The following is an 18194-nucleotide window of genomic DNA, read 5'->3' on the forward strand; positions in this document are numbered from 1 at the left end:
CGGGAACCTCAATGAGTGCGATCACAATCGCTACCCCGAAAATTGATATGCTAGCCAGCATATCAATCTACTCCTCTGCCCAAGTTTCCAATTTAATCCTCATAATTAAAAATTTATCCGCATAGAATTAATTTGCTTTTATTGAAACAAATTAATTCCAAGGGCTGTATATGGAGGTGAGCTTAAGGTGGAACATGTAAAAGAAACCGAACTAACCGCATCGGAGATTTCAAGTCTTTGGACTAGTTATATGAACGGCGCCTTATCCATCTGTATCCTGAAATATTTTTTAAATACAGTCCAGGATGAAGAGATTAAACCAGTAATTGAATATGCGCTTGAAGTAGCAAATGGCTATACAGAGGATATCAAAAAAGTGTTTGAAAAAGAGGATTTTCCCATCCCCCAGGGATTTACAGACAATGATGTAAATATGAACGCGCCTCGATTGGTTACAGATATATTTATGCTTCATTTCGTGAAGAGTATTGCGAAAATTGGTTTAAGCACTTTTTCTTTAGCTCGTTGCCTATCTACCCGCCAGGATGTTCGATCGGTTTTTAAATATTGTATAGATACCACTCAAGAACTAGACGACAAAGCACTGCAAGTCGCGCTAAATAAGGGGATTCTTATTAGGCCGCCCTATTTGCCCGTTCCTGAAAAGGTGAGTTTTGTTGAAGGCACGAATTTTATGTCAGGTTTCTTTGGAGAACGCCGACCATTAACCTCCATTGAAATCACAAGTATCTTTACGAACCTGGATACGAATTTATTAGGGTCCAATTTAATGACAGCTTTTTCCCAAACTGCCCAATCCCAAGATGTCAAAACGATCTTATGGAGAGGCAAAAAGATAGCGGACAAGCACGCCAAAGCCTTTGCCCAAAAATTGCAGGAAGATAACCTTCCTGCTCCATCTCTATGGGATGTATCCGTGACAGCCTCTCAAGAAGCACCTTTTTCAGATAAGCTTATGCTTTATCTTACAACCATGTTGAATGCAGCAGGCATTGGCAATTACGGGCTTGCCGCAGCATCCAGTATGAGGCACGATTTATCGTTTATGTATGCCCGATTTATTGCAGAGATTGGAGCTTTTGCAGAAGATGCTGCCGATCTTCTGATTGAAAGCGGATGGATGGAAGAGCCCCCGCAATCTCTAAATAGGAATGAATTAATAAAAAAGAATCCATAACTGCATGGCATCCATCTTGAATTAACTTCTTAGCAGAGAAAAAAGGACTGACTCCCATCTGGATGGAAGTCAGTCCTTCTTGTTTTTAAAGCGCGTTATAAACATTTTCACACTCTGCACCTGTTGGCTGATAAAAGCAATGCAGCTTGTAACGCTCTACAAAAGGCTGATCATACCACGTGGGAGGACAATTTCCCGGAGGCCTGAAATACCACAAACTGAACTTTGCCGGCCAATACCTCTCTCCGTTTATCACCTTTCGCGCTAAACGTCTTTCCTTATCCCTCGGCTTTTGGTAAAAATAGGAATGAATGACAGCCTCAAAAGCATGCGGCTGATAAACCATTTGCGGAATGGTACGGAGACCCTTAAAATCGGAACAATTTGACCTTATCCTGTTAATCCCTACATTCCCAACGAGCAGCATCCCCAATTCTCCTTCACCCTCAGCTTCAGCCCGAAGCAATCTTGCTAAGAGATCGATGTCAGACTGCCTTGCTTTAACAACTGCCATGGTTTCACCTCACCATCTTCATATCACCACAGAATATTACCGATAGCCTAAAGAGGGGAATGCTAGCTTTGTCATAAAGGTCTTTTCCGTAATAAAAAGACCAACCCGAGCATGTTTCGCTATCAGCTGGATTCCTAGGCAACCGGAATATATGACGACTATGCTCCATCTACAGTTTTCTTTCCGATAAGATTAGGCTCGATTACACAACCCGCTTCTGTTTGCGGGATCTGTCTTCCCCATCCATCCAACATTCCGCATGCTGTAAGCCTTCAATGCTGCGGGCATGGAACACGGGATCTTTCCCTTGCTTCTTTTGCTCCACATAATCCGCCAGTGCGGCAAACGCGATTTTTCCGAGCAGCATGATGGCCGCCAAATTCGTCAAGGCCATCAAAGCCATAAATAAGTCTGCCATATCCCACACGATACCGATCTTCGCCACGGAACCGAACAGGACCATTCCTACTACAGCCATTCGATACAATAAAACCCAAACCTTGTTGGAGTTGATAAATTCAATGTTGGTCTCGCCATAATAATAGTTTCCGATGACGGAGCTGAAGGCAAACAACAGTACGGCAAAAGCCATGAAACTGGAGGCCCAGGCACCGATTTGAGAACTGAGTCCGGTCTGGAGCAGTTCGATTCCCTGTAATCCTTCTATTGTATAAGCCCCGGAAAGCAAAACGATAAAAGCAGTGCAGCTGCAAAGCACGAGCGTGTCAACAAATACGCCAAGGGACTGGACCAGCCCTTGCTTGACTGGATGGCTGACCTCGGCCGTCGCCGCCGCATTCGGGGCGCTTCCCATTCCTGCTTCATTTGAAAAAAGTCCTCTCTTGATCCCCATCATGAGAGCCGCACCCATTCCGCCGCCTGCCATTTGCTCGAAGCCGAATGCGCTTTTGACAATCAGTAACAATACAGTCGGAATCAATGCAAAATTCTTAAAGATAACAAAAGCAGCAATCAATACATAGGCACCAGCCATCACCGGAACCATCCATTCCGCTACGCGGGCGATCCGTTTTACCCCTCCGAAGATGATAACAGCGGTCACAGCGGAAAGGGCCAATCCTGTAATCAGGCGATCCGTGCCGAATGCCGTTTCCATAGCCATTGTAATCGTATTGGCTTGAACGGAATTAAACACAAGACCAAAGCACAACGTAATGAGCACCGCGAAAAGAACGCCCATCCATCTCTGGTTCAGAGCTTTTTCCATATAATACGCGGGACCGCCACGGTATCCGTCCCCATCCTTCACTTTGTAAATCTGGGCAAGGGTCGCTTCCACAAAGGCGGATGCCGAACCGATCAGGGCAATCACCCACATCCAAAATACAGCTCCCGGTCCGCCCAGGGCGATCGCCATGGCCACTCCGGCTAAGTTTCCCGTCCCCACTCGAGATGCGGTACTGATACAAAAAGCGCCAAAGGAAGAAATCCCCTCCTTCTTCTCCCCTACCTTTCCTGCGCCATCCGCCAGAAGCCGCACCATCTCCGGAAATAAGCGAAACTGGACGAAACGGGATCTAATCGTAAAATAGGTTCCTAACACGATAAGCAAGGCAATAAGAATATAAGACCACAATATATCATTGCTGAATGAAACAAACTGTTCTAAAAATGACACTTCAAAAACATCTCCTCTCTCCACTTGAGTTAGCGTTTTCATTTCCTATCGAAAAAGCTTCCCTCTTTTGCAAGAGGGCGGCATTTAATTTTTGAATAACAGCTTCGCGCCGGCAATGCCGGGATGTGTCATTTCAAAGGGATCCAGAATCTGATCCAACTCCTCTTCTGTCAGGACGTTGTGCTGCAAGCACAGTTCGCGGACCGATTTCCCCGTCTGAAGGGCTTCCCTTGCGATTCGGGCGGCTGTTTCATAGCCGAGATGCGGATTGACCGCCGTGATGATTCCTACGCTTTTTTCCACATAGGCCTTCATCCGTTCTTCATTCGCCTCAATCCCGTTCAAGCAATACGCAGTAAACGCACCGAATGCGTTGTTCATGATGCTGATCGATTGCAAAAGGTTAAATACGAGCACCGGCTCCATCACGTTTAACTCCAATTGACCGGCTTCCGATGCCAGACAAATGGTGTGATCATTCCCGATGACTTGGAAAGCCACCTGATTGATCACTTCAGCCATCACCGGATTGACTTTTCCCGGCATGATGGAAGAACCCGGCTGACGAGACGGAAGGGAAATTTCACCCAAGCCTGCGCGCGGCCCCGATGCCATCAGGCGCAGATCGTTGGCAATCTTGGACATGTTGATCATGCACACTTTCAAAGCGGCGGATACTTCCGTATAAGCGTCCGTATTTTGCGTCGCATCGACCAGATGCTCTGCTTCAGTTAACGGAAAGCCGCTGATCTCCACCAATCTCTGGACCACTTGCTTGATGTAGCGCGGATCGGCATTGAGACCGGTGCCGACGGCCGTTGCCCCCATATTGATTTCAAACAGATGCTGGCGCGATTGCCTGATCCTCTTCAGATCGCGCTCCAATACTCGGCGGTAAGCCTCAAATTCCTGGCCCAGGCGGATGGGCACCGCATCCTGCAGGTGCGTTCTCCCCATCTTGATCACATGGTCAAATTGCTGTGCTTTCTTCCCAAACGCATCATGCATGGTCTGCATCGTTTCCAGTAGCTTTTCGAGCAGATCCAAAACAGCCAGATGGATTGCAGTCGGAAAAGCATCATTCGTCGATTGCGACATGTTCACATGGGAGTTGGGGCTGAGCTGGAAATAGTCTCCCTTCCGCTCGCCGATCAGCTCCAGGGCGCGATTGGCGATGACCTCGTTGGCATTCATGTTGATGGATGTGCCCGCTCCCCCTTGGATGGGATCAACGATAAACTGATCATGCCATTTTCCATCCAGGATCTCCTGAGCCGCCTGGACAATGGCTTGTCCCAGCCTGGCATTTAATTGGCCGGTCTCCATATTGGCGAGTGCAGCCGCCTTTTTTACCATCGCCATCGCCCGGATCAGGGCCGGGTGCAGCCGATAGCCGGTTATTGGGAAGTTCTCCGTGGCCCGCAAGGTTTGAATCCCATAATAGGCGTGGCTAGGGATTTCCTTTTCTCCGAGGAAATCTTTTTCCCGTCTCATTTCTTGTGTATGGATCATATTTCTCCCAGCTTCCCTCAATATATTTTCATGTTTGATCAGCACACGCTTTTTCTTTCGTACTTCACTGTACAGTCGCCGGAAATCGGGGTTTCCATGATCCGTTTCACCTCAACAGGATCATTCGTCTTGCCTAAGGCCCACATCAGCTTCGGTATGATCGCCTCGGTATTCATATCCTTGGAAAGAATGACGCGATTTTGCGCTACCTTTCGTCCGACCTCATATAGTCCCAGATCTTCCCCTTCTTCCAAGCACTGGGTTGTAATGACGATGGAAATGCCCGCGGCTGTCAGCTCCTGCACCTTGCCAAGCAAATCCCTCTCTGCGAAAGGAACCCCTCCGCAACCGAAGCTTTCGATGACAATACCTTTATATAAAAGTTTTAGATAGTCAAAAAGCTCTGGCTTGGTCCCGGGATGAAGCTTCAATAACAGAACATCCGGACAAAGGCTCGAATCGAAAACCAATTTCTCCGCTTTGGGCGTTGGCAGCTTTTTGAAATACCGGACAGCGTCCCCCTCGACCGCAGCGATGTACGGATGGTTAATGCTTTCGAAAGCATCATAGCTTTTGGTGCGCATTTTCACCGCTCTTGTCCCGATAATGACTCGTCCGTCAAACACAACATAAACCCCGCCAATCTTTTCGCAGGCAAATCGGATGGCATCGGATACATTTTTCTTGGCATCCGTTTTCTTGTAGGTCATCGGCAGCTGCGACCCGGTGACCACAACAGGCTTAGCCAAATGCTGCAGCATGTAGGATAAAGCGGCGGAAGTGTAGGCCATGGTATCCGTGCCATGTGTAATGACGAATCCATCATAATCCTCATAATGGTCGTATACCGCTTTCGCCATTTCCACCCAGAACTCCGGCTGCATGTTCGTGCTATCGATATTCATCAAAATTTTACTTTCTACACGGCAATTTGGATTCGCCTCTAAAAAGCCGGTCAGTTCCTCCGGGGTCATCCCCGGCGTAAGTCCATCTTTCCCCTGAACAGAAGCAATTGTTCCTCCAGTTGCCAATAAGAGAATTTTCTTCATGTGGTCCCACACCTCCATAACCCATTCTTTTTGTTCGCGATTCGCGAACTTTATAGCCATATTATACGATCGTTTTAACATTTTCACAATAGTTTTTATTCATTTCGCGAACTTTTAGATAATTTTAATTTAATCAAAGAACGGCAAGTGATGTTATAATAAAAGAACAAAAGGAGGGGGAAGTATGATACTGGAACGATTGACCGACCTGCGAAAAAGAAAAAAATGGTCCTTGCAATATATAGCCGACCAGCTTGGCATTGCCAAGAGCACCTATGCGGGATATGAATCCGGTTATCGCCAACCCTCGTTGGAAGCCATTGTTAAGTTGGCCAATTTGCTCGATACCTCCGTTGACTATCTGTTCGGGCGCGTCGATGATCCTCTCTTAGAACCAGGCCAAACCATTGAATTAACCGATTTAGAAGCCTCCGGTCCCTTGAAGCTATGCGTAGATGAAAAGTGTCTGTCCGAGGATGAAGTCAAGCAAGTGATTGCCTTTATCCGAACGAAAAGAGAACTGGGATGATTCAACTAGAAAAAGACTGCCGAAATGGCAGCCTCAATTTAAACGGTGAGTTATGATTTTGATATAGGTGGAAATACTCCCATTCAGGCCATCTAGATGGCACGTATCCCACTATTTCCACTTTATCATGCTTGATTTTGATTTTAATTGGCGTTTCTCCACGTACTTAATATAGGAAATCCCCTTTTACGACTAACTGAAATACTTACTCACCATTTTTTCTGATGTGCGCGTAGCCAAAGCTTGGGTCGTCAGAGTCGGATTGGCTCCCCCCAGGCAATTAAAATGCACGCTGTTATCTGCGATGTATAAACGCTTCACTTGATAGGATTCACCGTTGGGATCGACGACAAATCCCATTCGCATCGTGCTTTCCATATGAATCATCAGAGCCATGGGCCAATCTGACCGGATAATTTTTTTGGCGCCTGCTCGCCTCAAGATCTCAGCTGCCATTTTAACCAAGTGGTTCCGATTTTTCGTCGACCGCTTGGTTGGAATATAGTTCACTATCGGAATGGGTCCGTGTTCGTCTCGAGTAGTGGGGTCTACCGTAATGCCGTTTCGTTGGTCAACCTGATCATCGGAAAAAATGGCAATGCTCAGCGATCTTCGATAATTGGCCATCAGCTCCTTTAACTCAGGTCCCGCGATACGTCCGCAGGCATCCCATGGCATTCCAGGCATGGGTGGATGCAAGAAGTTGTAGCCTGAATCACTCAAACCATAGGTCATGGAAGCAAATAAACCGGGGCTAACCCCTGTCACCTGCATGGATCCCAATCCAGGGAAATCCAGTCTGGCTCCTGATGTATGGCCTATAAAGGGATTAATATCACGGCTTCCCAAAATAGGAATGACATTTTTTTCATCAAATATTCCCGTTATCCAGTCAAAATAATGGTTGACGAGCCCTCTCCCCACCCACGGATTCTGCGGCAACCCCGAGTTGAGCCAAAGACGCGGGCTTTCCACGGCACCAGCAGACATCACGACGGCTGCGGCCTTATACTCCTCCGTCTCCCTTGTCCATGTATCTCTTATCTGCACTCCAATCGCGAGATATCCCTCAATCGGATGCTGATCCGTTAAAATTTTGGTGGCAAATGCATTCGGCCTGATCCTGACGTTTCCCGTCCTTAAGGCAAGAGGAACATAGCTCACATTTGTCGATCGCTTGGCGATTTTTTCGACGGAAGGCCCATGAGGACAACCATTTATGCAATGGCCGGCAAGCGTACAGCCTTCCATCCAGGATAATTGCTCGAGCGAGTAGTTGGGATTGGTAAGGTTTTTATTGGGAGGCAGGATCGCATTAGGTTGCGGGCGGTAGCCGGGGCTTGTAACATCCAATGTTGGAATCAATGGCCACCCTGCTTTTCTCGCACCATAATAAAACACTTCTTCTTTTGAAGTCGTCGGCGCAAAGTTGACCGGCAGGGTGGCTTCCACTTTTTCATAATACGGAATCAGTTCACGATAGGAAATGGGCCACTTCGAATCCACAGCCTGAGGAAATGCGCGGGGAGAATTCGCAAGATAATGCTGTGTGCTGCCTCCCACGCCGGAATTTTGCCAAACAAAGCCTCTTCGCAAGACCGTACGGGGCCAAGGCGGGCGTTCACGGTCCGCTGGTCCCCAGCGAATTCTTCCTGCAATTAAGTCATTCATGTTCAGTTCATTCTTATCAAACCATCTCTTGTAGAGATGGATATCCAAGTCATCCAGACTGGAGCTGCTCTTGCTGCCGGGTTCCGTATTCGGATGGGGCCAGTTTCTATTCCCATACCAAGGGCCTGCTTCCAAGACTAATACGTTTAACCCTGCCTCTCCAAGTTCTTTGGCTATAACAGCGCCACCACCGCCTGCACCAATGACAATCACATCCGGGTCTGCCATTAGGATTTCCCCCCCTTAAGCGGAAATCTCAATAGATATCCGCGAAAATCGCGGTAACCAAAGGCCTGACCCGGATAACCGACCTGGATCCAACTTAGAGGAAAGCACCCCGTTCGAGCGCCGGACCAACCCGCATAATAGCCGAACATGGTGATTTGATTCAGCGAGTTCATCATCGTTTGAATAAGGGCGGTATTTTCCTGATATGGAAGAGGAAGGGAATGAAGCTCAATATCCAGCTGATCCAATTGGTCGATCGCTCTTAACCGGTCACTGCGCCGAAGCGCTGAAAAAGGCCCGCCGCCGGGGAATGACTTGACATGGGGAAAATGTTTTACGAACCCTTTCCTTAGCAGTTCAATGGCAGACGAGTCGAGTAAGAGAGCAGTTGATTTTGAAAAAGGGATATCGTCCTGCATCGGACGGGAGTGGTTCAACTCCTGAATTACATATTCATAAATACATAAATCAATCGCTCCAGCCGCTTGTTCACTTCCTAATGTTGCGGCAAGAATGGGAGTCGCCGGAATGATCGCATCCACGAGTGCTTGAAAGGTTGCTCTCGTATATCGATCAACCATCTCGTTGAGCCTCTTTTGCTCGTCTATTGAAACCTCACCACCTCGATAGATTGGCTGTACTATATAGATATAGCTGAACCTTCGTTTTCTATGTCAAGAAAAAAACCGACCCGGAACAGATCGGCTTAAAATGCTTTATAATAAGGCGGAATCTTTATCCAACCGCGTTTTATAGAAAATTGTTTTAGTGAAACACTAAATGCTACCTTTCTCATTTGGCACTTCGAAAACAATAAGCCAACATCAGCACGGACAGACTCGGTAAGACCCCGAACGGCGTAATTGATCCCGAGGACAATGTTATACTCCAGAAGGTTACAGAGGGCCTCATCACTCAATTTTGCCCCTAAGGGAATCGATCTAAAATCCCCCATAGGAATAGCAGGTGTAACGTCGGGGAGAGGAACAGATTCCTTTGTCAAGAAATCTTTGATTTCATCAATAATAGGTTTATGAACGTTGTTTATAACATCCTCGAAGAGTTTTCGCAATTCTTCATCTTCTACAATGTTAAATGCTACTTGTTCGTTCCGTAATGTTTCTTCAGACCCCTTGAGATAAAACCATAAATTCATGACTTCTCCCACGTTCAAAGGCATTTTTTCCCCATCTATAAAAGGTTCAAAAAAATCCTTCATCAATTCAAACGGATTGGGCATAGGATAACCTCCTTTTACCATAATTTGTACAAAAAATAACAATTCATACGATTTCCGGGGCAAGATCTTGAAATATGTATGCAAACCTTATGTATAATGCCATTGAAGCTACAACTAAATTGCCTGAGGCGAAGCATTGGATGAACCATCCAGTAGACTTTCCTGGAGACAGAACAAGAAAACCTACACTTATTTGAAGTGTAGGTTTTTTATCTGCTGACGGCAGATGCTTTAAATTAATGGTTATTATCGTTACGGCGGCGTCGACCGCGGCAACGAACTACTACGCTTTCTCCGGGGTTTAGTACAATAACGAAACGTCCTGATCTGCGTTGGTTTGTTTTCATCATTCATCCCTCCTTTTCGTCAAGATAATCTATGTTATGAGGGAAGAACCCGGAGTGCTTGGTCAATTTAACTGATAGAATACGGAATTTCACTAGAATCTACGCTTTATATTCACTTAAACAATCATATGCATTATTTTCTCCTTACCCAGAGTATACCCATTTTTATCCTCTTAACAGCATTGTTATTAAAAAATAATAAATTGTCTAAAATTATACTAACCGAACCATTGCCATTCACCTGTCCGACGAGGCTTAGATTATTGCTTAAACATTAGGTATAATAGTTCAATATATTAACACGGAATGTCATGGTGAAAGAGGTACTAGGCTTATGTTTTTTCGTGAAAATCGGTCGATCCTCTCCCGGTTGACCCTTCAATTGGCTTTAATTACCGGAATGGTAGGATTGCTTTCTACTTTCATCCTATATTGGCTATCTAAAGAGCATTTCAGTAATCATATTTCATTAGAGGTTCAATCCGCTACGGAGATTATCATCCAGTCCATTAATCTTTCGGATCAAGCTGCACAAACCGTCGAACAGGACATTGACCAGTTGCTCTATTATGCTTCTGTTAATCTTGCAGAAGATCTGAAAGGGAAAAGGCTAGAGGAGATTGGTAGACAAGAGCTTACGAGGCTGAAAGAAAAATATCAGGTTGCACAGATTTCTTTATGTGTCGAGATCGATGGTCATATCGAGATCATTCAATCCTCCGATCCAGGGGAGATTGGGGTGTCTTCCAAGGACTGGGGTGAGGATAATACCTGGACGATTGCGTTGCGCCAATTGATTCGAACGGGCGGCGCAGACGTGAAAGAAGGCTATAAACAGCCTAGCTACTGGGTTGGGCCCGTCGCTAAATCTTCTTGGGAGGATGCTTATTACAAATACGCCTATTTTCTCACAACGGACGGAAAAGGAACGCCTTATCTCATTGCTCCCTACGTCAAGGACGAACAAATTCAGATGGTAAAACAGAGATTTAGTCCGGAAAACTTTATCCGTGAGATAACGCAAAGAAACCAAATGATTAAAAGCATTGCGATCGTCAATGTGACTCCCTGGCTTGAAGGAATATCCAAGCCGAACGAAATTGTGCCGGAACGGGACAATACCGTCCTTTTTGGCCGTGATCTGATGCCAAGAGCAGAGGACCGATTGCATCTGCTGAATTTGCAGCTAGATCACGAAGCCCAAGCCTTCCGTTTTAAGGAGAATGGTGTCCTCTATGAAAAGCACTTTGTCCCCTTGCCGAATCAACGAGCCATGATTTTGACACGGAACAAGCAGGATGAACAATCTTTCTTTCAGCTTGCTCTAGTGATCATTATAGGGGCCTATCTGTTTATGCTTTGCCTCATGTGCTCCCTTTCGTATTTCATGACAAAAAGGAGCTTGCAGCCCTTGTCCACGATTCGAGAGCATCTAAAAAAGGTATCTGAGGGAAATCTAACGGAGGTGATCCGCCTCCCCGAGAAGAAATCAGATTTGGATCAAGTGGCGGAGTATATCAACGAGATGACCGTCAAGATGAATTCTCTGGTTATGCAGATGAAAGCGAGAGCCAAGCAAGACCTGCAAATTACGCAGCAAACCTACCAGGAGGAGTTTCAAAATCTAGTTTCGTCCATGCGATCGTTTCGCCATGACATGAACAATCACTTCCAGGTCGTCTGGGGGCATCTCCAGTTAAAATCGTATGATCGCGCTGAGGAATACTTCAGGCAGCTCTCCCACGAAGTGAGAAGATTGGACCAGTCCATAAAAATCGCGCACCCGACGCTGAGTGTCCTGTTTTTCTCGAAATCTACGGTCGCGGCTGACCGGAAGATTAGATTTGAAATGGATGTGGAGCCTGACTTCACGATGGATTATCCCGAAACCGATCTGATCAGAATGTATGGAAACCTCATGGATAATGCCATTGAGGCCACGAGCAAAATGCCTGAGGAGAAGCGTTGGATGAAGATAGGATTGCATGAGAACGGGGAGCACTACCGCTTTGAGGTCCACAACACGATGGTACCGGGCTTGCTTACGCCACAAGATCAGGAACGGCTTTTTGAGGCGGGATTTACCACAAAAGAAACAGGGACTTCCAGTAAAAATCATGGTCAAGGATTAGCGATTGTAAGTGACCTTGTCAAAAGGTACAACGGAGAATTGCAGGTAAGGATAGAAGAGGAAAAGATTGTTTTTACGATATTGCTTCCAGTTATCGGTAGGCAATAGACTTTTTCTGCAGGCACAAAGAAAGTTGGTTTTAAATAAGTGGAAAATCGCCAATAAAATCTCAAAATCAAGAACTTATCTTACCTTTAGATGGAAAAACGACCACTACTGCTGATGAAACGGCCAAAATGATAGGCCTGAGCTGAATTAGTGGGAGCTTTACCCATTATTATGACCTTATCTTATTTGATTTTGACTTTAATTGACGTTTCTCCACTTATTCAACATGGTCAAAAAGGAAAAGGGTCCCAAAAGCCTTTTTGGGACACCCTTCTTAAATTAGTGATTGTTATTATCGTCGGCGGCAGCGAATGACTACGCTTTCTCCGGGATCGAGTAATAACCAAACGTCTTCTGTGTCCGTGAGTTTTCATGGTTCCTCCCCCCTTTTCGTCAAGATAATCTATTTTATAAGGGAAGAATCAGAAGTGCTTGGTCTAATTAACTGGTAGAATGCGGAACTTTACTAGAATCTCTTTTCTATCGCTTGAGTCTTTGTAAATCATGGTCTGACATGATGACATGTCCAACATTCGTCATGAGTTTATCGCAGCATTTTAATAGAACCGAATCCGTTAGCTTTTCCTTCCCACAACAAGAACAATTGAAACGGAACAAAATATTCATGAATATTCCTCCTGAAGGTTAGATATCTGTCGGCCTTGCGTCATCATCTGCGAATACTTTTATATCACTAAAGCAATTCGATTCTTCTTTTTTTAATAAGAGGAGGACTTTTAGACCAAAAATAAATTCTTCCAATAAACGGATATTCGTCTTCAACCTGTGCCCTGAATTTGGGCAAAATCGTAGTATCCGCCATGATCAGAGCGACAGGCTCAAGCGCATCTTTGCCAGTACGAATCATCCAAGCCGGAACAGCAACGGCAACTGCTCCTATATCCAGTGCAGAAAAGGCGAGGCCAACACAGGTCTATCGGAACAGACATCGCCCTGTTCCAGGAGGTGTAAGCGTTAGTCCTTCTAACGAAGGCACAGGGACATATGGACTTACGGTAACAAAAGGAGGTCAACTATTTTTTTTGAGTTGCAATCACGTGTTAGGGACCAATAACACGAACCAATTAACTGAAATCATACAACCAGGCGGTGCAGATGGAGGATCACTTCCAAATGATAAAATAGGGGAATTGTCGCAAATCGTTCTTCTCCGTCCCCGACCACAAGTCAATTTCATCGATGCTGCAATTGGTCTCCCCACTTCAGATGCCGTTCTTGACCCGCGATACCTAACTTATGGGAGTAAACCGGATCGGCCATTCTTTACAAGGCGCATTACCATACCAGGTCATCTCTCTAGTTATCGAGTCGGACTCCAAGTCTTTAAGACAGGACGTACCACAGGATTTAAATCCGGAGTCGTGGAATCGGTCGATACCGATTTAGATCTCACCTATCCGGGAATCGGGACCTTTTCCTTTGAAAGACAAACCATTATAACATCATCATACCTTCCAGTATCCTTAGAAGGAGATTCCGGATCCGTTTGGTGTTCTTTACCCGACGGCTATGCGACAGCTGTTAATTATGCCCGGTATTCAGATGGTCGTTCCATCAGCTTCCCTATTCATTGGGCCATGCAATCCTTCAGGACTTTGGTTGCTCTACCTGCAGGTAAGTTCGGATTGGTCAAATCAACGGCTCGAAAAGGAGATTTTTCTTATGTTCGGCCGCTCACCAAAGCCCAATTAAGTACGATTAAAGTGGTAAATGCGAGAGCAAAAAGACGAAAATAAAGATTGGTGACACAAAAGAAGTTGTCTATTGATAGGCAACTTCTTTTGTGTTTTTCGTTATGATCATATGGGTATCAAGGGAGATCTGCTAAGGATTGCGGGAAATCGCGATCTCCTCAGCGCTTCCAGCTTTAATGGGGATCCGTCCAATAACCCGATTCGATGGAGTATAAATAACTACAACGCGGAAAGACTCCGCGACATACACACGTTTTCCGTTAGGCGTTACTGCTAAAGAGGTCCCTTCAATAGGTAGGGTAGCAATGATCCGATTGGTTTTCGCACTGATTACCGACATGTGCTTACCCGCTACATACACACGACTTCCGTTGGGTGTTATTGCTAAAGAGTTGCCTCCAACAGGGATTGTAGTCATGATCCGATTGGTTTTCGCACTGATTACCGACACGTGCTTACCCGCTACATACACACGACCTCCGTTGGGCGCTACTGCTACAGCACGAGGACTGTCACCGACCGCTATCCTAGCAATGACACGGTTGGATTTCGTGTTAATTACCGAAACGGTATGAGAGCGGGCATGCCCGACATAGACCTGTTTTCCGTCCGGACTAACTGCTATGGCTTCAGGACCCCTTCCAACAGGAATCGTAGCCATGACACGATTCGATTTCGAGTTGATTATGGACACCGTATGGGAGGAGGAATTCGTCACATAGACACGTTTTCCGTCAGGTGTCACCGCTACCCCACGAGGGCCTCTTCCAACAGGGATGGTGGCAATGACCCGATTGGTTTTCGCGCTGATCACTGAAACGGTGCGGGAAACTTTATACCAGCCGCTATTCGCTACATAGACATGTTTTCCGTTAGGTGTTACGGCTACCCCGCTAGGACCTTCTCCAACAGGTATCATAGAAATGACCCGGTTGGATAAAGTGTTGATGACAAAGACGTGACCAATTTCACCATTTGTAACATAGGCTCTAGCCATTTTATCACTTCCTTTCTGCCATACTATTAAGAAATGCCAAAAGAAAAAAACCGTACCTAAATTAGATACGGTTTGTCATCTGCTTTTTAACAGCCTTAATCCTCCATTTTTTTCATCACTAAATCGATCACGATGGCTGCTTCCGCGCGCGTCAAGGATTGCTTCGGACGGAAGGAGTTATCCGGGTATCCGAGAATGATCCCTTCCTTGACTACGGCCCCAACCAAACCGACATGATTCATTTGTGTCTTATCCCTGAATGATATTACGCCAGAATCCGATTTCAGATCAAGTGCCCTGGCGATCATGACGGCCATTTCCTCGCGTGTGATGGCCTGCTCAGGACGGAAGGAAGTACCGTACTCACTTCTAATGATAATGCCCTCTTCCACCGCTGCTGTAATAAAAGGGGCGGACCAAAGAGCGGATGGAACATCCCTAAACAAGTTTTTCCCTTTTGGCACTCGGATCTGTTTGGCCTGGATCAGCATCGTTACAAATTGCTCCCTCGTTACCGTCAGATCAGGTCGGAACGTGCCGTCCGGAAAACCGTTCAGAATTTCTCGGTTGGCTAAGCGTTCAATGGCTTCTTTGGCCCAATGCTGTCGAACATCTCTAAAGGTGATGGGATTAAAACGGAAGCTTTTCAAGTGTTTTCCGTCGATATACACGGCATAATCCTCATACGCCTCCAGACCGGAAAAGGTTACCTTGTTCCCACTGGTGGTTTTGGAGTCGAAAAACCGGCCATCTTCTCGCAAAACAACCTCTACCCTTCCTTCCGTACCGGTCCAAGACAATTCGACGCTATCCCCCGATGTAATCTCGATCTCCAGATTCTTGGCTTGATTCAGATTTTCGATTCGAAAGGCTCCCGCTATCTTTCCGGCAATAAAGATTTTATAGTCTGCCTCATCATCCAGGTCATCAAATGTAGCCTGCCTTCTGCTCGTAGAAAGAGAATCCACCTTGCGGCTATCTTTGATCAGATCGACTTGAACGGTTCCTGAAGTGCCGCTCCATGTCAGCGTGACACTCGATGAGCTATTTTTTTGAACGGTCAGATTCCTCACATCCGGATGGGTCAGCTTTGAAATGGTAAAGGTCTTCACGTGCTGGCCATTCAGATAAAGCTGATATTCGGCGTTTGAGTCCAATCCCGTAAAAGTCACCTTGCGGTTCGTTGTAGAGGTAGATTTCACCAAACGGGTTGTTCTCTTCAATTCCGCCCGGACCGATCCCGAGCTGCCATTCCATGTAATTGTAACTGAACTGTTGGTTTCTTTATCCACAATAATATCTTTAAACTGTTGAATTACCGTAACCGTACTGGTCGCCTTTTTGCTGCCGTCAACGGTTGTGGCCGTAATCACTGCGGTTCCCGCATCGTGAGGCCTGACCACGCCTGAGGAACTGACCGTAGCCACCGAGGGTTTGCTGGAGCTCCAAACAATCTCCTTCTGGCTCGCATCCGACGGTGTAATCGTGGCCTTCAGGGTGGCAGTATCCCCATCTTCATATAAGGTTAGCTTCGTTTTATCCAAGGTAATGCCGGTTACAGGAACCCCGATCACCTTGACTTGAGAGGTGGCTGTAAAGCCGCCATCTTCTGTCGTTGCAATAATGGTAGCGGTTCCCACTCCGACCGGGGTAACCTTGCCTGACTTGTCGACTTTCGCAACATTGGCATCCGTACTCATCCAGTTGACAGCTTTATTCGTCGCATCACTCGGTTGAATCCGCGCCTGCAGCGTAATGGTTTCCCGCCCCAATGTCAAGGTCACTTGGGTTTGATCCAAAGTAATCCCTGTTACGCTTTTCGGTATCGGATTCACCTTTACCGTACATACGGCCGTTTTGCCCCCATCCACGGACGAGGCGATGATCGTGACGGTTCCCGCCGCGATTGGCGTAACTTTTCCTTGGTCATCCACTTTAGCTATAGCGGAATCACTGGAAGTCCACCGGACCTCCTGATTGGCATGCGAAGGAGAAACAGTGGCCGTCAAGGTATAGGGATCTCCACCAGCAGTCAACGTCAAACTCGTTTTGTTCAACGCAATCCCAGAAACCGGCTCATGATCGGCCCCGACCGGAATCGGCTCAAGCATTGTCGTTCCTGCCGCGACTAGTGCTGCGACCATCAACATGCAAATATACCTCATAATTGCTGCTGACCTTTTCATGTTTCTTTCCTCCCATATATTAGGATCGTCTTCTTATTAGTTTGACGAGGGGAAGGGAAAGAGAGTTGCACTATTTGTAAAAAAACGGTAATAAGGACCCAGGCTGGACCCTAGTTCCTATACAAAATAAAAACCCTAAACAAATGGTTAGGGTTTAGTAAGCCAATTTTGTGCGACTGATGATGCGAAAAACGCGAATTAATAATTGCATCCATCCAATAGTAGATATCCACAAAGGGATGCTGAGGGTAATTCCCCAAAAGAGACTTACAATTAAACTTTTTTCGTTTTCCATAAAAAAGGTTAACCGCGTCAATCTATCCCCCTAAAGTGGGACTACTTCTCATACAACTCAATGGGTAATTGATCCGGATCAGCAAAGAAAGTAAATCTTTTCCCTGTCAAATCATCCGTACGGATAGGTTCCACATTTACCCCCTCGGATTGAAGATATTCCACTGCTTCTTCCACGTTATCCACTTGAAAAGCCAAATGCCGCAACCCCCTAGCCTCAGGGTAACTCGGCCTTTCAGGAGGATGGGGAAAGGAAAATAATTCAATCTGGCTCTCCCCCGCTAACATGTCCAGCTTATAGGAGTCCCGTTCTTTTCGGTAGGTTTCCTGGATCACTTTACAGCCCAGAATATGCACATAAAAATGCTTAGATGTTTCATAATCGGAGCAAATGATGGCTACATGATGGATTTTATTTATGATCATTTTATACAACAACTCCATTCTCTCTAAAAGGAACAACCAAATGGCTTTTAAAATGCAATCTTAATGCTCTATTCAGTAATAATCTTCGCTATAATATCGCGTAATAACTTATTCGCTTCCTTATAAGCCTTATGTTTATCTGTAACATCTACTGCTAAAAGAACATCACATAATAATCGTTTCGCTTTATCTTCTGGCATTTCATGAATGGATTCTATGACCTTTTGAACTATATTTTGATTCATAATACCCCCCATTCGGTTTTGACATTCCTTCTCAAATTTCTAAAATTTTGTTATATCTGCATCATAACATGGACAAGGATTGATTTTGGTGCCATTAACATAAAGTTTACATAAGCTTAAAGTAAAAAAAGCAGACGAATGAGGAATCCGTCTACTTCTTCGACA

At 45.8% G+C, this 18194-nt stretch carries 16 protein-coding genes; 4 read left to right on the forward strand and 12 right to left on the reverse strand.

The features are described from left to right. The first annotated feature begins 187 nt into the window (after positions 1-187). Positions 188-1198: a DUF3231 family protein gene (locus ABLT31_RS20095; protein WP_367754969.1), complete on the forward strand. Its 1011-nt coding sequence runs from the start codon at positions 188-190 to the stop codon at positions 1196-1198. Positions 1199-1283: 85 nt separating this feature from the next. Here the strand turns inward: ABLT31_RS20095 and ABLT31_RS20100 are convergent, their stop codons facing one another. The 4 genes from ABLT31_RS20100 to ABLT31_RS20115 all read right to left on the reverse strand — a co-directional run bounded on the left by ABLT31_RS20100 (position 1284) and on the right by ABLT31_RS20115 (position 5912). After that, positions 1284-1712 carry a cell wall hydrolase gene (locus ABLT31_RS20100; protein ID WP_367754971.1) on the reverse strand — a complete coding sequence of 143 codons (429 nt, stop codon included), beginning with the start codon at positions 1710-1712 and terminating at the stop codon, positions 1284-1286. Between the two features lie 202 nt (positions 1713-1914). Further along, the gene (locus ABLT31_RS20105) at positions 1915-3351 is read right to left on the reverse strand and encodes an alanine/glycine:cation symporter family protein (protein ID WP_367755346.1); all 1437 of its coding nucleotides are present in this window, start codon (positions 3349-3351) and stop codon (positions 1915-1917) included. An 84-nt stretch (positions 3352-3435) separates the two neighbouring features. Next, complete coding sequence (aspA, locus tag ABLT31_RS20110; protein ID WP_367754973.1) at positions 3436-4863, reverse strand: aspartate ammonia-lyase; 1428 nt, start codon at positions 4861-4863, stop codon at positions 3436-3438. A gap of 38 nt (positions 4864-4901) precedes the next feature. Beyond that, positions 4902-5912, reverse strand: a complete 1011-nt coding sequence (locus ABLT31_RS20115; protein WP_367754975.1) for an asparaginase — start codon at positions 5910-5912, stop codon at positions 4902-4904. Positions 5913-6096: 184 nt separating this feature from the next. On the opposite strand from ABLT31_RS20115, the gene ABLT31_RS20120 reads away from it, so the two are divergent. Beyond that, positions 6097-6441, forward strand: coding sequence for a helix-turn-helix domain-containing protein (locus ABLT31_RS20120; RefSeq protein ID WP_367754977.1), 345 nt, complete (start codon positions 6097-6099; stop codon positions 6439-6441). Positions 6442-6633: 192 nt separating this feature from the next. Here the strand turns inward: ABLT31_RS20120 and ABLT31_RS20125 are convergent, their stop codons facing one another. The 3 genes from ABLT31_RS20125 to ABLT31_RS20135 all read right to left on the reverse strand — a co-directional run bounded on the left by ABLT31_RS20125 (position 6634) and on the right by ABLT31_RS20135 (position 9622). Next, complete coding sequence (locus tag ABLT31_RS20125) at positions 6634-8340, reverse strand: GMC family oxidoreductase N-terminal domain-containing protein (protein ID WP_367754979.1); 1707 nt, start codon at positions 8338-8340, stop codon at positions 6634-6636. Beyond that, positions 8340-8921 carry a hypothetical protein gene (locus ABLT31_RS20130; protein ID WP_367754981.1) on the reverse strand — a complete coding sequence of 194 codons (582 nt, stop codon included), beginning with the start codon at positions 8919-8921 and terminating at the stop codon, positions 8340-8342. The genes ABLT31_RS20125 and ABLT31_RS20130 overlap by 1 nt, the downstream gene beginning before the upstream one ends. Before the next feature lie 125 nt (positions 8922-9046). Next, positions 9047-9622 (reverse strand): DUF3231 family protein, encoded by a 576-nt coding sequence (locus ABLT31_RS20135; RefSeq protein WP_367754983.1) that lies wholly within the window; start codon positions 9620-9622, stop codon positions 9047-9049. A gap of 639 nt (positions 9623-10261) precedes the next feature. On the opposite strand from ABLT31_RS20135, the gene ABLT31_RS20140 reads away from it, so the two are divergent. Beyond that, positions 10262-12166, forward strand: coding sequence for a sensor histidine kinase (locus ABLT31_RS20140; protein WP_367754986.1), 1905 nt, complete (start codon positions 10262-10264; stop codon positions 12164-12166). A gap of 480 nt (positions 12167-12646) precedes the next feature. Here the strand turns inward: ABLT31_RS20140 and ABLT31_RS20145 are convergent, their stop codons facing one another. Beyond that, entirely contained in the window at positions 12647-12793 is a 147-nt protein-coding gene (locus ABLT31_RS20145) for a hypothetical protein (RefSeq protein WP_367754988.1), read from the reverse strand. Positions 12794-12963: 170 nt separating this feature from the next. On the opposite strand from ABLT31_RS20145, the gene ABLT31_RS20150 reads away from it, so the two are divergent. Continuing rightward, complete coding sequence (locus ABLT31_RS20150) at positions 12964-13923, forward strand: hypothetical protein (protein ID WP_367754990.1); 960 nt, start codon at positions 12964-12966, stop codon at positions 13921-13923. A gap of 88 nt (positions 13924-14011) precedes the next feature. Here the strand turns inward: ABLT31_RS20150 and ABLT31_RS20155 are convergent, their stop codons facing one another. The 4 genes from ABLT31_RS20155 to ABLT31_RS20170 form a co-directional block, all read right to left on the reverse strand. Further along, a complete protein-coding gene (locus ABLT31_RS20155; protein ID WP_367754992.1) occupies positions 14012-14878 on the reverse strand; it encodes a beta-propeller fold lactonase family protein in 867 nt (288 codons plus the stop codon). A gap of 95 nt (positions 14879-14973) precedes the next feature. Continuing rightward, complete coding sequence (locus ABLT31_RS20160) at positions 14974-17064, reverse strand: Ig-like domain-containing protein (protein WP_367754994.1); 2091 nt, start codon at positions 17062-17064, stop codon at positions 14974-14976. A 336-nt stretch (positions 17065-17400) separates the two neighbouring features. Continuing rightward, complete coding sequence (gene gloA2, locus ABLT31_RS20165; protein WP_367754996.1) at positions 17401-17784, reverse strand: SMU1112c/YaeR family gloxylase I-like metalloprotein; 384 nt, start codon at positions 17782-17784, stop codon at positions 17401-17403. Between the two features lie 68 nt (positions 17785-17852). After that, the gene (locus tag ABLT31_RS20170; protein ID WP_367754998.1) at positions 17853-18029 is read right to left on the reverse strand and encodes a hypothetical protein; all 177 of its coding nucleotides are present in this window, start codon (positions 18027-18029) and stop codon (positions 17853-17855) included. Between the last annotated feature and the right edge of the window lie 165 nt (positions 18030-18194).

Source organism: Ammoniphilus soli, assembly GCF_040813775.1.